Origin of the sequence: Halogeometricum rufum (genome assembly GCF_900112175.1) — an archaeon.
In the GTDB taxonomy this organism is placed as follows: Archaea; Halobacteriota; Halobacteria; order Halobacteriales; family Haloferacaceae; genus Halogeometricum; species Halogeometricum rufum.
Window position 1 is genome coordinate 968,533 of the sequence record NZ_FOYT01000001.1, and the last position, 13,802, is coordinate 982,334.

The window sequence follows — 13,802 nt, forward strand, 5'->3', positions numbered from 1 at the left end:
CACGCTTTAACCCCGCCCCCGACTCTCTCCGACGATGACACGGAGCGTCTGGCTGAAGGCCGACGACAGCGTCGGCGACTGGGAGGCGCGGAAGCGACGGATAACCGCCGGTCTCGAATCGGGCGTCGATTGGGTGCTCGTGGACGAGTCGGACGTCGAACGCGTGCGGTCGTTGGGCGACGTGAACGTGGCCGCCTTCAGGACGGACGCAGACGCGAGCCTCATCGACGACGTGGAAGAGGCGGAGGGCGGCGACGACGGGGCCGTCGCCGACGCCTACGTCGTCGGGAAGAACGGCGAGGGCGACGGCACCGTCGACCTGCCGGGCGACTTCTCCGGGTCCGCGGACATGACGACGCTCCGACGCGAGGACGACCGGGCCAACGCGGCGTACGTCCGCATCCTCTCGAAGGACCACGAGACGTTCGCCGAGGCGGCCGCACAGGACGCCGACTACACCATCGTCGTCGGCGAGGACTGGACCATCATCCCCCTCGAGAACCTCATCGCGCGCATCGGCGAGGAGACGGACCTCATCGCCGGCGTCACCACCGCCGAGGAGGCGCGGACGGCGTTCGAGACGCTCGAACTCGGCGCGGACGGCGTCCTCCTCGACAGCGACGACCCCGACGAGATTCGCAAGACCGTCGAGGTCCGCGAGGCGGCCGAACGCGAGTCGCTCGACCTCCAGTGGGCCGAGGTGACGGCCGTCGAACGCACGGGGATGGCCGACCGCGTCTGCGTCGACACGGGCAACCTGATGGAACACGACGAGGGAATGCTCGTCGGGAGCATGGGCCGCGGCCTGTTCTTCGTCCACGCGGAGACGGCCGAGTCGCCGTACGTCGCCTCCCGGCCGTTCCGGGTCAACGCCGGCGCCGTCCACGCCTACGTCCGGACGCCCGAGGGTGGCACGAAGTACCTCTCGGAACTGAAGAGCGGTGACGAGGTGCAGGTCGTCGACACCGAGGGTCGGACCCGCGAGGCCATCGTCGGCCGCGTGAAGATAGAGAAGCGACCGATGTTCCGCGTCGAGGCCGAGGTGGAGGACGACCGCGTCGAGACGTTGCTCCAGAACGCCGAGACCATCAAGGTGCAGACGCGCGAGGGCCGGACGGCGGTGACGGACCTCGAACCCGGCGACGAGATTCTGCTCTACTACGAGGACACCGCGCGCCACTTCGGCGAGGCGGTCGAAGAGAGCATCATCGAGAAGTAGTCGAGCCGACCGCCCGCGCTCCGCTTCGCTCCGTTCTCGCGACGGCCGGACCGATTCTCCTCGCGACGTGACGCCGCCGAGAGCGCGGACTGCGCTCCCGTCGTGCCGCCTCGCTCACTCCGCCTTCGACCGTCCCTCGTCGGCGTCGAACTCCGCCGGCGAACGCGGTTCGTGCCCGAACTCGGTCGCACACCACGGACAGAACGTCATCTCCGGGTCGAGTTCGCCGCGGCAGGCGGGACACCGCACGCCGTCGTCCGTCTGCGGACCGCGCACGCCGACGTAGTAGGCGTCGAACGTGCTGAGAAAGAGGAGGACGAACAGCGGTGCCGTCACCACGGACGGCAGGTCACCGATGGACTCCCACGTGAGCGCCGCGGGGTCGGTGAACACGGAGAGGAGGACCAATCCGACGCCGAGGACGAACGTGAACCACGCCACGGCGCGTCGCCACTCGCGGAGGTAGACGTGTCCCGCGCCGGCGATGCCGACGCTCGCGCCGACGACGCCCACGACCGCGGCCACCACCGCGCGACGGCGTGTATCCGACATGTGCGTCTTCGGTATCCTCGCTCCTTCTTAAGTGTCGGGTTTCGCCGACGCCGCCGTCTCAGCGGCTCCCGAGTCGCTCGACGAGGCGCGCCAGCGTCGCGAGGTCGTACTGGCCCGGCGCCGTCGCCTCGTCCTCGTGGACCGGCGCGTAGCCTATCTTCGACCCGTAGACGGGCGCGACGGCACGCGTGTGTCGGCCAGCCTCGCCCATGCCCATCGTGGCGACGGCGTCGCCCCACGCCGTCGCGGCGTGCGTCGCCTCCAGCAGCCTGAGCGCGTCGCTCCGGTTGGTGGTGGTGACGGCGACTTTCCCCACGTCCCCGACGCTCGCCGCCTCGTGCAGCAGGCCTCGGAGTTCCGACGTGGCGGGCGTTCGCTCGAAGTCGTGGACGGAGGCGACGACGGCGGCGTCCGCCTCGCGGGCGCGTTCCGCGGCGCTCACGCCGCGTCTCGTCTCCAACGCGTCGAGTTCCACGTCCACCGCGGCGACGGCGTCGTACCGGGCCGCGCGTTCGAGCGACGCGAGTCGGGCCTCCTCGTCCGCCTCGGACTCGCCGCCCTCCCACGACGCCCGGTTCGTCGCCAGGACCGGCAGGCGCCCGTCGTAGTCGTCGAGTTCGACGAACGGGTCCGCGGCGAGGTCCATGCGGAACTCGACCGCGTCGGCGTGGTCGCGCGCCGCGGGTTCGGCGTCGAGCGTCGCGGTACTTGCCGCGAGGACGAACGAGTCGAACGAGAGAGACATGCGACAGTGTGGCACGTCCCGGAACTAAACCCTTTCTCGACGGAGCGAGGGCTCGGCGGGGCGAAGAAATCGAGAAACGGCGTGCGCTCGCGACGAACGAGAGCGGCCGAACTCAGGCGAGGCCGAGGCTCTCCTCGGCTTCGAGCAGTTCGTGGTAGCGGTTGCGGATGGTCACTTCGGAGATGTCGGCGACGTCGCTGACGGCGGCCTGCGTCGTCTTCTCGTTCGTGAGGAGGGCCGCGGCGTAGACGGCGGCGGCCGCGAGGCCGACGGGCGACTTGCCCGAGTGGACGCCCTTCTCCTTGGCGTTCTTCAGGAGTTGGCGGGCGCGCATCTTCGACTCGTCGGAGAGGCCGAGTTCCGACCCGAAGCGCGGGACGTACTGCTCGGGGTCGGCGGGCTTGACCTCCAGCGAGAGTTCGCGGGCGATGTAGCGGTAGGTGCGGGCGACTTCGCTCTTCTCGACGCGAGAGACCTCCGAAATCTCGTCCAGCGAGCGCGGGACGCCGGCCATCCGGGCGGCCGCGTAGACGCAGGAGGTGGCGACACCCTCGATGGACCGGCCGGGGAGCAGGTCGTCGTCCAGCGCGCGGCGGTAGATGACAGAGGCCGTCTCGCGGACGTTCTCCGGCAGACCCAGCGCCGACGCCATCCGGTCGATCTCGCCGAGCGCCTGCTTCAGGTTGCGCTCTTTGGAGTCGCGCGTGCGGAAGCGCTCGTTCCACTTGCGCAGACGCTGCATCTTCTGGCGCTGGTTCGACGACAGCGAGTTGCCGTAGGCGTCGCGGTCGCGCCAGTCGATGTTGGTCGACAGCCCCTTGTCGTGCATCGTGTTCGTCGTCGGCGCGCCGACGCGGGACTTCTGGTCTTTCTCCGCGGCGTCGAACGCGCGCCACTCCGGCCCGCGGTCCACGGAGTCTTCGGTGACGACGAGGCCGCAGTCGGCGCAGACGGTCTCGCCGTGTTCGTCGTCGACGACGACGTTGCCGTCGCACTCGGGACAGGAGAGGTCCTCGCTCGTGTTCTCCGACTCGGACTCGGTCTCCTCCTCGTCCTGCCGACCCCACTTCTGGCCCATCGACTGTCGGTTCTCGCTCTCGTTACTCTCGCTTCGTTGCTCTCTCGTTCTCGCGTTCCGGCGAGTGAAGGTGCTCTTCTCGCTCATGGATGTATGCGACGAATGCTCCAGAGCGCAGACACGGCTGCGGAAAAGGCCCGGAGCGTTCCGTACCTCATAGACCGACGACGAGTATATAAGACGTTCGGAATCGTTCGCGCGAACGGAACGCACAGCCTCTCGAATCGGCGTTTGTGAACGAATGTCGTACACGTTTATATACGACTTGCGACGCGGAACACACTTCGGCGGCGAGGGCAGTCGTTCTCCTATGGCAGAGCGAACCAGTGACGGCGCGGCGTCGACGCCGCGGGTCGTCTCCCTCGCCCCGAGTTCGACGGCGACGCTGACCGCGATGGGTGCCGGCGACCGTCTCGTCGGCGTGACCACGCACTGCGACGCCGACGCGCCGGTCGTCGGCGGGTGGTTGAACCCCGACTACGACCGCATCGCCGAGAGAGCGCCGGACCTAGTCTGCACCAGCGACGCCCTCCAGTCCGCCGTCCGGGACGAACTTCGGGACCGAGGGTACGAGGTGTGCCACGTCGAACCCGCGCGGTTGACCGACGTGCTGGCGTCGTTCGAGACGCTGGGTGACGCCGTCGGCCGGCCGGACGCCGGGCGGCGACTCGCCGCCGACTGTCGGGACCGACTCGCGGCCGTCGACGCGCGCACGCCCGACGGCGGCGACCGACCGGTCGTCTACTGCGAGGAGTGGTCGGACCCGCCGATGGCCGCGGGCAACTGGGTCCCCGACGCCGTCAGGGCGGCGGGCGGTACTTGCCCGTTCGTCGACCCGGGCGAACGCTCGCGGGAGGTGTCCCGCGAGGTGGTCCAGGCCGCCGACCCCGACCACGTCGTCCTGCACCTCTGCGGGCACGGCGACCGGGCGTCGGCCGAGTCGTTCCGGGACCGGGAGTGGGACGTGGACGCCGCCGTCCACGTCGTCGACGACGACCTGTTGAACCAGCCCAGCCCGAACCTGATTGCTGGAGTCGAGACGCTCGCCGACCTGCTTCACGACGGCGTCGACGCGCCGGACCGCGGCGACGACGGGTCGAAGCACCGCGACGACGACGGGTCAAAGCACCGCGACGCCGACGCGTAACGACAGGCCCAAACCGGTCGCCGTCCACGTCCCGGCATGCGAATCGCAGTCGGCAGCGGAAACCCCGTCAAGCGCGACGCGACGGCGCGCGTCTTCCCGGCCGCGACGGTGACGGCCGAACCGGTCCCCTCGGGCGTCGCGGGGCAACCGACCGGCCACGACGAGACGCGGACCGGCGCGGAGAACCGCGCGGCGGCGTCGCTCGACGCCGGCGCGTACGACCTCGGCGTCGGCATCGAGGGCGGCGTCGCCCGCTTCGAGGGCTCCGACGACCTGTTTCTCGTGATGTGGGCCGCGGTGACCGACGGCGACCGGTGGGGTCGCGGGGCCGGTCCGAGCCTCCGCCTCCCGGACGGCGTCGCGGACAGAGTCGCGGCGGGCGAGGAACTCGGACCGGTGATGGACGACGTACTCGGGACAGACGACGTGGCGAAGAAGGGGGGTGCCGCGGGCGCGTTCACCGACGGCCGCCTCTCACGAACGGACGCGCTCGAATCCGCCGTCGTCGCCGCGGCCGCACCGTTCCTGTCGGACCGCTACTAGTCCAGTTCGACCGGGTCGCCGTCGCGTGACTCTCTGACCTCTCTGGTCTCCTCGACGGCCGTCGTCAGCGAGACGTTCAGCCCGAGCATCGACCCGTACCCGCCCACGACGGTGACGAGGTTCTTCACCGCGTGGTCGAGGACGGCCGCGCCGATGGCGACGGGGTAGCCCACGGGCGTGAGACCGATGACGAGGAGCGTGAACGCGCCCTCGTACAAGCCGACGCCCCCGGGCGAGAGGGGGAGCACCTTCGCGAGGTTGCCGACGCTGACGGCGAAGAAACTCACCGAGACGAGTTCGACGGTGGCGAGTCCGGGGTCGAACGCGGCGAGGACGAGCATCGCCGTCACCACGTCCAGCGTCCAGATTACGAGACTGGAGACGCCGACGCGGGCGAACCCCCGGCGGGTCCCGGCGACGGCCTGTAAGTCGCCGACGAACTGCTCGACGATGCCGGCGACGAACTCGGCGTAGGAGTCCGAACTCGCGCGGCGGACCAGCGACCCCGCGAGGTTGCCGTCCGACTGCGCGGAGGCGACGATGGTCGCCACGGCGAGGATGGCGACGAGGGCGACGAACCCGGCGACGAGGACGGCCACCTGTCCCGCGCCGTCGGCGCCGACGACGGTCCGGGCGAGTTCGGCCGTCTGCCCGGTGACGGTGTAGCCCACGAGGACGATACCCGCGAGCGTCGTGATGGTCAGCAGGTCGAAGACGCGTTCGGCGGCCAGCGAGGCGAACCCGGAGGGGTACGGAATCCCGCGTCTGGCCTTCACCACGTAGGCGCGGATGAAGTCGCCCAGACGAGCCGGGAAGACGAGGTTCCCGGTCTGACTGATGAACACGGCCCCGGTGAGGAAACTCGCCTTCTCGTGGAACCCCAACTCCGCGAGGATGTCGCGGTAGCGGATACCGCGAAGCGGCCACGAGAGCACGTAGACGAGCGTTCCGACCGCCACGAGTACGGGGTCGGCGGTCCGCATCTCGTCGACGACGGCGCCGAAGTCGAGATACTGCGTCATCAACAGCAACGCGAGGACGGTGAGGACGGCGCCGGCGGCGAGACTGACGCGGCGGGTGATGCGCGGACGCACCATCAGTTGCCACCAGGTGCGCAGTATCTGGCTCCCCATGCCGAACACGTCGCGGACCAGGTCCACCTTCGTGTCGCCCTTCGGCGTCCACCGGACGGGGAACTCGTCGACGCGGTAGCCCGCACGCTGGGCGCGGACGAGCATCTCGGTGTCCCAGAACCAGTGTTCGTCCTCGACGTCGCCGCGCAAGTCGTCGAACACCTCGCGGCTGAACGCCTTGAACCCGCACTGGTGGTCGCGCAGCGACGACTGGAGGAACGTGCGCACGAGGAGGTTGAAGCCGCGACTCGGCACGCCCCGTTTCGCGGGGCGGTCGGCGACGTTGCCGGGCATCCACCGCGACCCGGTGGCGACGTCGCTCTCGCCCGACCGGACCCGTTCGACCAACTCTTCGAGGTGGTCCATGTCCGTCGCGAGGTCCGTGTCGAAGTAGACGAGGACGTCGCCGTCGGCGGCCGCGAACGCGTGTTCGAGTGCGCCGCCGCGGCCGAGTCGGTCGTCGCTGTGGAAGTGACGGACCCGACTGTCGCCGGCCGCCATCTGCTCGGCCAACTCGGGCGTCCGGTCGTCGCAGCCGTCTTCGGCGACGATGACCTCGAAACTGCCCGCCGGGAGGAACGACGAGAGCGTCCGGAGCGTCGTCTCCACGGTGTGCTCGATGGTGTCGGCTTCGTTGTACGCGGGGAGGACGACGCTCACCACTCCGTCCGCGCGTTCGTCGGGCGGGCGACCCATTGACTCCCTATCGCCCGCCGTCGCGTATGTATTTTCTGCCTTCAACTCGTCGCTCGGGGCCGGAGACGCGGCTTCAGCCCGGAAAGTACCGAGAAAAACACGTTCACGAAAACGTGTATGTTAGGCAACCGTACCGAACCTCCCCTTCAGGGGTCCGTTTCGACCGTAATGGTGGGCTTAAATCGACAGACAGCGGAGTGTTAAGCGGTCGTACCAAACCCCTCATACTCGCCCCACCCATCCGTGGAGGTATGAGCGCCACCGCCTCGAACGCCGCACCGACCGCAGACCTCTCGGAGAAACAGCGGAGCATCCTCCAGTACCTCCGCACGAACGCGCCCGACCAGACGTACTTCAAGTCGCGCCTCATCGCCGAGGAACTCGGTCTGTCGGCGAAGGAAGTCGGTGCGAACATGCGCGCCATCATCGACGGCGAGTTCGACGTGACCATCGAGAAGTGGGGCTACTCGTCGGGCACGACGTGGAAAGTCACGGTCTGACGGCCGAGAACAGACTTTCCAACGACCGAACGCGTGGAACGAGTCGCAAGCGGCGTCTCGTCTCACCGCGGGACGGTTCGGTTCGGCGCTGACGCTCACCTCTCGAATCTCTGGTTGTGAGTGCCGACGGCGGCCGATTCAGGGGTCGTACCGGATGAGACTCGCGGCGTCGTCCGCGAGGGCGACGGCCGCGGGGCCGAACGAGTCGGCGTAGCGGACCAGTAGAGTGATGACCGTCTCCGGTCGGGTGACGGCGTAGCCGTCTTCGCGCGAGAGCAGACCCGCGTCCTCCAGTTTCCGCGCGTAGTTGCTCACCGTCGCGCGCGAGACGTCCAACTCCGAGGCGAGTGCCGACCCGGTGGCGTCGGGGTTCTGCAGGAGGGCGACCAGCATCCCCCGCGGCGTCGCGCGGCGGAGGTACCCGAGCGTCGTCTGCTCGAAATCGGTGAACCGACCCGCGGGGAAGAAGCGCTTGTAGTCGCCGTCCCGGCGGAACTCGACGACGCCGTCCTCGACCAGTCGGCGGAGGTGGTACTGCGTCTCGCCGGTGCCGAGTTGCAAGTCGTCCCGTATCTTCGAGAAGTGCGCCCCCGGCGTCGAGGCGATGTAGCCGACGATGGCGTCGCGCGTGTCGTTGCCCGAGTCGTCGGCGTCGTCCGTCTCCGCCGACGCCATGCCGACGAACGGCGTCGCCGCACCGAGTGCCGCGAATCGGCGGAGCGTCGCGCGTTTCTCTTCGTCTACGCCTCGATTGGTCATCTGTTCGTACCCTCAGATGGTAGGTTCTCCGACAAAAGCGCTTCGCTCCCGCGGGTCGTGCGCACGTATCACGTTTCGAGAACGTTATTCGACGGTAGCGTCTTCATACTGGCCCGAAAACGGTCGGCGAACGATTCAGTCGGCTCCGAGGGGACTAGACTTCTTTCTCCGTCTCGCGCTCCTCGGTGCCGTCCGCGTCGCCCGTCCCGTCGGCGTTCGTCGTCCCACTCTCGCCGTCCGCCTCGGCGACGACGTCGTCGGGGTCCTTGATGTCGGACTTGTCCTGCGCGTCCGCCTCGGCGACGACTTCGTCCGCGCTCTTGATGTCGGGGTCGGCCCCCTCCTTGATGGCCTGTGCCTCCTGTTCGAGTTCCTCGACGTTCATCTCCGCGGCCTCGTCTATCTGGCCGAGAATCTCCTCGATGTCGTCGAGGCCGATGAGTTCGCGCGTCTCCGCGTCGAAGTCGAGGCTGTCGAGTCCCGCCGACTCCTGCACGTCCGAGTCGGTGAGTTGCCGGCCGTAGCGGCCGAGCAGACTGGTGAGTTCCTGCGGGAGGACGAACGTCGTGGACTCGCCCTGCCCGATGTGTTCGAGCGTCTCCATCCCCTTCTCGATGATGGCGCGTTCGCCCATCGACTCGGCGGACTTCGCGCGGAGGACCGTCGAGATGGCGTCACCCTGCGCTTCGAGAATCTGACTCTGCTTCTCACCCTGCGCGCGGATGATGTTCGACTGCTTTTCACCCTCGGCCTGTTCGACGGCGGAGCGCCGTTCACCCTGCGCTTCGAGGATCATCGCGCGGCGGCGACGTTCCGCGGAGGTCTGTTGCTCCATCGCCTGCTGGACGTCCTGCGAGGGGTTGACCTCGCGGACCTCGACGGACTCGACGCGGACGCCCCACTCGTCGGTGGGTTCGTCCAGTTCCTTGCGGATGCGCGCGTTGATCTCCTGCCGCTTGTTCAGCGTGTCGTCGAGTTCCATGTCGCCGAGGACGGCGCGGAGCGTGGTCTGTGCGAGGTTCGAGACGGCCCGCTTGTAGTCGTCGACTTCGAGGAACGCCTTCCGGGCGTCCATCACCTTGATGTAGACGACGGCGTCGGCGGTGACCGGCGAGTTGTCCCGCGTGATGGCTTCCTGTCGCGGCACGTCCAGCGTCTGCGTCCGCATGTCGAACGCGTACGTCCGCGCGACGAACGGCGGGATGAAGTTGATACCCGGTTCGAGCAGCTTTCTGTACTCACCGAAGACGGTGAGCGCTTTCTTCTCGTACGCGTCCACGATCTCGACCATCTGGTAAACGGTCACGACCGCGAGGAGGAGGACTAACAGCCCCACCACGTAGGCGCTAATAACTCCTACCTGCAGTGCTACGGGGTCCACTAGCATAGACGGAGCTTAGTGTGTCGGTCAAATAAGGGTTCGCACGTGACAACCGCGTCGGCCGTTCGCGTCGAGTACGCGTGGCGTTCGTGTCGCGCTCGCATCGCGTTCTCACCGTGCCTCGCGAGACGCGCGGACGCCGTCGCCGTCGGCTCTCAGGCCCGTTCGGTCTCCGTCTCGGTGTCGCGGTCCTCGTCCGCGGCGTCTCGCCTCTTTCGCCCCCGTTCCCGGGCGAGTTCCCTGTCGATGTCGTCCAGCGAACTCTCCAGCGATTCGACGGTGACGACGTTGCCGCCGCCGGGGTCGACGACCATCACCTCGCTCCCCTCCGGAATCTCGCCGTCCACCGACCGGGCCGCGTAGTAGGGGTTGAATCCGCCGCCCTCGTCGAGTTTCACCTCGCCTTGGGTCGGCGTGACGCGTTCGGTGACGCGGGCGGTCCGCCCCCGCAGCGACGAGGAGTCGCTCGTCTTCCCGGAGCCCTTGCCGCCGTACAGGTCGAGTTCGCGGTAGCCGTACAGGGCGAGGGCGCCGAACACGAGGACGAGGACGCCGAGGACGATGGGTCCGGCGGCCGGTCCAAGGAGGAGTCCGACGAGACCGGCGGCCAACAGGGCGACGCCGAGGACGACGAGGTGAGCGCCGGGGGCGAGGGCTTCCGCGAGCGAGATGCCGATGCCCGCGACGATGAGCAGGTACGGCAGCGTCTCGGGTGGCACGCCGAGTTGTAGGAACGCCGTGAGCGGCGACCGGGACATACCCGAACTTAGGAACGGCCGCGATTAAGCGTTGTCACGCGACGCCGGCCGTACGCGGCGTTCACGGCTCCATCGCTTCCGGGGCGATGCTGCGGTCCCGGACGAACCGGACCGTCGGTTCGTCGGCGACGACGACGAGCGTTCCGCTCGCCGCGTCCGCGGGGACGGAGAACGCGACCCAGACCGCTCTGGTGTCGTCCGGCGCGAACAGGCCGCCTTCGGCGAATCCGGTCGTCCCGTTCAACGGCTGGTAGCCGTACCGGTCGCCGGCGACGTCCAGCGCGAGCGACGACTCGTCCAGCGACATCGGCGAGTCGCCGGTGTTGGTCACGTTCATCCTGACGAGGACGAACGTCTCGTTCGCCGGCGCGTCGTACGTCGTCCCGTTCACCGTCAGCGTCTCCGTCGTCCGCGCGTTCCACCGCGCCTCCGCCGTCGCGTTCGCGCCGGCCGTCGAGAGCGCGGAGACGGCCATCGCCTCCCCGCCGGACCCGGACGTTCCGCCGACGACGGGGAGCCCGAGCGCCGGCCCGACGGCCGACCCGACGAGGAAGACCACGAGGACGAGGAGCGCGACGGGCAGGACCACGTCGGGCCGCGGGATGCTCGTCAGCGGTCCGGGGAGCGCCGGGCCGCCGTCGTCGTCACCGCCGTCTCCGTCGCCTCCATCGCCTCCCGTCGCCGACTGCGGCGTCCCGCCGGCGTCCCCGTCTGCGTCGGCGTCTCCGGTCGCGCCGTCGTCGCCGTCACCGAACGGCAGGCGGTCCAGCAGGGGTTGGAGGTCGACCGACGGGAGGTCGAACGGGAGTGCCTCGGGCACCGGAATCCCGTACGACCGGAGCGTGGCGAGCACGCCGGCCAGCGGACTCGACCCGCCGCCCGCGTACTCGCGGAGGACGTGTTCGAACCCGCCCTCTTCGACGGTGCCGGCCAGCGTCTCGCGGTCCAGCAGGTGGATGCCCTTCGACTCGGCTAGCTTCCGCGCCGGGTCGGCGTACGCGCCCTGCGTCGCCACGACGCCGACGTCGATGCCCTTCTTCCGGCAGAAGCCGACGAACTGCTTGACGTGCTTCTGCTTGACGTGCGACTCGAGCGTCGGGAAGACGTACAGGACGCCGCGCTTCCCGTCGCCGCGCTTCCCGACGATGAAGTACGACTCGTCGGGGCGCTGTTTCACCGACGTGTCCCACCCGCGTTCCTCCCAGAGGTCCGCGAGGAACGAGACGAACGCCTCGGGCTCCAGTTCCGGTAGTTTGTCCATCACGCGCCCTCCGTCTTCGGTTCGGTCTGGCTTGCTCTCATTCGTCGTCTCCCCCCTCTGCGCGTCGGACGAGGAGTCCGGCGGCCGCGAGAATGGCGACCACGGCCACGGCTGGCGACAACGGGACGCCCGTCCCCGACGCCGCGCCGGCGGGTTCCAGCGGAGCCTCCGACTGCACGGGGTACGGCGTCGCGGTGGGCGTCGGCGTCGCGGTGGGCGTCGGCGTCGCCGTCGTCGTCGTCGTGGCACTCGGCGTCTCCGTCGGCGGCGACCCGAACGAGACGCGCGCGGTGTCGTTGACGACCCACCCCGACTCCCGGTACGCGCTGTCGTTCTCGGAGTACGCCGCGTCGCCGTCGTCGGCCACGAGTTCCGCGCGGAGCGTCTGCTCGTCGTACAGCGGAAGCGACAGTTCCGCGGTCACGTTCCGGTGTCGCCCGGCGGCGAGGTAGCTCGACCGCCCGACGGCGTTCCCGTCGGCGTCGCGGACGCGGACGAACCCGCCGTCGGGGAGTTCGGCCTTCGCCACCCGAACCCGCGCCCCGTCCGGCGACTGGTTCTCGAACCGCACGTGCGGGTTCGGCGCGACGAGCGACACCTCCTGTGCGGTCTGCAGGAAGAACGGGTCGCTGTCGCGGACGCCCTCGGTCCAGAGCGTGGCGTTCACGCCGCGGGTCACGCCCTCTAAGTCGAACGTCGCCCGGTACTCGCGGTTCCCGTCCACCGTCGCGTCCTCGATGAGGAGGAAGGCGTCAGGCTTCGGCGACCGGAGGCGCACTTCGAGCGTCGTGTTCGGCGCGCGCGTCGTCGTCCCGCGCACGGCGAAGGTGTCGTTCTCCCACGGGTAGTGTACAGAGTCGTTCGCCGGCGACAGCGTCGCCTCCGGCGCGACGAGTTGGAACGTCGTCGTCGCGAGAGTCGTCTCCTCGTCCACCATGCCGTTCTCCGTCGTCAGCGTCAACTGCATCTCGTAGGCGTTCCGCTCGGTCTGGTCGTAGACGGAGAGGTCGGAGGTGTCGAGGACGAAGTAGACGGTGTCCCGTTCGAGGACCGGGAGCACGGTGACGTTCGCCTCGGCGTCCTCGGTGACGACGTACTCCTCCGCGTCGCGGTTCGGCCCCGGCGAGGCCTGCGTGAGGTTCAGCTTCACGCCGTTCGACGCGGCGTCCCCGGACAGTTCCGACGGATTCAGCGCCGTCTCCAGCCCGGATTCGTGGACGCGCATCACGTGGTACTCGCCGCTGGCGAGGCGGTTGCTCGCGGTCATGACGCCCGTGAGTTCGCCCACGTTCGCGTCGCTCTCCGTCCCCGTGGCGGACGCGGGCGGTTCGAAGGAGACGGGCGCGATGAACGACTCCGCGGACGTCTCGCCGCGCGGGACGACGGTGAGCGTCGTCACGGCGCGTTCGTCGCCGCCGACGGAGACGTTCATGAAGTAGTCCGCCGGTTCGACCGGTTTCGACAGGGGGTCCGACACCCACTCGGCGTCGCCGCCCTCGACGAACTCGTCGGCGTCGGCCGCCGTCGTCGCGTACGTGTCGATGGTTATCTCCGAACTCCCGCCGCCGCCGAGGGCGACGCGGACGTTGAACCCGTTGTTCGGGCCACCGATGGTGAGGTTGGCGGGACCGGAGTGCTTCACCGTGAACGTCACTTCGTCGCCGCGGGTGACGGTCACGTTGTCGCCGCCGAACGACCCGGAGGCGTCTTCCTGTGCCGCGAACGTCGGTCCGCGCCCGGCGGCCGTCACCGCCCGTCGCGGGTCGGCGGGTGCGTCGGACGCCGTCCGGTCGGTGGCCGCGACGGAGTCCGTCCGCGCGTCGACCGAGACGGGTCGCGTCTGCTCGTCGGTCTGGAGGGCGAACGCGGGGGCGGGAGCGGCGGCGACGAGCAGCAACACCGCGGCCAACGCCGTGAGAGTGCGTGTCGAATGCATCGGGGGAGCGGCAGTTACCACCCACTACCGAGCATCTCACATAAAAGACTGCGGTCGAGTATTCAGAACTGATAATTTCCCCGTCGAGAGCGGT

Annotated in this window: 13 protein-coding genes; 4 read left to right on the top strand and 9 right to left on the bottom strand. The window is 69.1% G+C overall.

All coding sequences use genetic code 11. The features are described 5' to 3' along the window. The first annotated feature begins 34 nt into the window (after nucleotides 1-34). On the top strand, nucleotides 35-1,219 hold the full coding sequence (locus BM310_RS05080) for a 3-dehydroquinate synthase II (RefSeq protein WP_089805211.1): 1,185 nt from the start codon (nucleotides 35-37) through the stop codon (nucleotides 1,217-1,219). Nucleotides 1,220-1,333: 114 nt separating this feature from the next. On the opposite strand, the gene BM310_RS05085 is transcribed toward BM310_RS05080, so the two are convergent. The 3 genes from BM310_RS05085 to BM310_RS05095 form a co-directional block, all read right to left on the bottom strand. Further along, nucleotides 1,334-1,771, bottom strand: a complete 438-nt coding sequence (locus BM310_RS05085) for a DUF7575 domain-containing protein (RefSeq protein ID WP_089805213.1) — start codon at nucleotides 1,769-1,771, stop codon at nucleotides 1,334-1,336. A 58-nt stretch (nucleotides 1,772-1,829) separates the two neighbouring features. Beyond that, on the bottom strand, nucleotides 1,830-2,516 hold the full coding sequence (locus BM310_RS05090; protein WP_089805215.1) for a type I 3-dehydroquinate dehydratase: 687 nt from the start codon (nucleotides 2,514-2,516) through the stop codon (nucleotides 1,830-1,832). 112 nt (nucleotides 2,517-2,628) lie between these two features. Further along, entirely contained in the window at nucleotides 2,629-3,594 is a 966-nt protein-coding gene (locus BM310_RS05095; RefSeq protein ID WP_089807035.1) for a transcription initiation factor IIB, read from the bottom strand. 310 nt (nucleotides 3,595-3,904) lie between these two features. Here BM310_RS05095 and BM310_RS05100 point away from each other — a divergent pair, with 310 nt between their 5' ends. Both BM310_RS05100 and yjjX read left to right on the top strand, forming a co-directional pair. After that, on the top strand, nucleotides 3,905-4,741 hold the full coding sequence (locus tag BM310_RS05100) for a cobalamin-binding protein (RefSeq protein ID WP_089805217.1): 837 nt from the start codon (nucleotides 3,905-3,907) through the stop codon (nucleotides 4,739-4,741). 36 nt (nucleotides 4,742-4,777) lie between these two features. Further along, nucleotides 4,778-5,284, top strand: coding sequence for an inosine/xanthosine triphosphatase (gene yjjX / locus BM310_RS05105; protein WP_089805219.1), 507 nt, complete (start codon nucleotides 4,778-4,780; stop codon nucleotides 5,282-5,284). Here the strand turns inward: yjjX and BM310_RS05110 are convergent. After that, nucleotides 5,281-7,113, bottom strand: a complete 1,833-nt coding sequence (locus BM310_RS05110; protein WP_089805220.1) for a flippase-like domain-containing protein — start codon at nucleotides 7,111-7,113, stop codon at nucleotides 5,281-5,283. The genes yjjX and BM310_RS05110 overlap by 4 nt on opposite strands. 251 nt (nucleotides 7,114-7,364) lie before the next feature. Here BM310_RS05110 and BM310_RS05115 point away from each other — a divergent pair, with 251 nt between their 5' ends. Next, the gene (locus BM310_RS05115; protein WP_089805222.1) at nucleotides 7,365-7,613 is read left to right on the top strand and encodes a DUF7123 family protein; all 249 of its coding nucleotides are present in this window, start codon (nucleotides 7,365-7,367) and stop codon (nucleotides 7,611-7,613) included. Between the two features lie 138 nt (nucleotides 7,614-7,751). Here BM310_RS05115 and BM310_RS05120 read toward each other — a convergent pair whose 3' ends face one another. From BM310_RS05120 to BM310_RS05140, 5 genes are all read right to left on the bottom strand, one after another. Continuing rightward, nucleotides 7,752-8,372, bottom strand: coding sequence for a winged helix-turn-helix transcriptional regulator (locus BM310_RS05120; RefSeq protein WP_089805224.1), 621 nt, complete (start codon nucleotides 8,370-8,372; stop codon nucleotides 7,752-7,754). A 154-nt stretch (nucleotides 8,373-8,526) separates the two neighbouring features. After that, nucleotides 8,527-9,753 (bottom strand): SPFH domain-containing protein, encoded by a 1,227-nt coding sequence (locus BM310_RS05125; protein WP_394328052.1) that lies wholly within the window; start codon nucleotides 9,751-9,753, stop codon nucleotides 8,527-8,529. Between the two features lie 155 nt (nucleotides 9,754-9,908). Continuing rightward, nucleotides 9,909-10,511, bottom strand: coding sequence for an NfeD family protein (locus tag BM310_RS05130; RefSeq protein WP_089805228.1), 603 nt, complete (start codon nucleotides 10,509-10,511; stop codon nucleotides 9,909-9,911). A gap of 61 nt (nucleotides 10,512-10,572) precedes the next feature. Next, nucleotides 10,573-11,772 (bottom strand): restriction endonuclease, encoded by a 1,200-nt coding sequence (locus BM310_RS05135; protein ID WP_089805230.1) that lies wholly within the window; start codon nucleotides 11,770-11,772, stop codon nucleotides 10,573-10,575. A 37-nt stretch (nucleotides 11,773-11,809) separates the two neighbouring features. Then, on the bottom strand, nucleotides 11,810-13,708 hold the full coding sequence (locus BM310_RS05140) for a DUF7282 domain-containing protein (protein WP_089805231.1): 1,899 nt from the start codon (nucleotides 13,706-13,708) through the stop codon (nucleotides 11,810-11,812). Nucleotides 13,709-13,802: the final 94 nt, after the last annotated feature.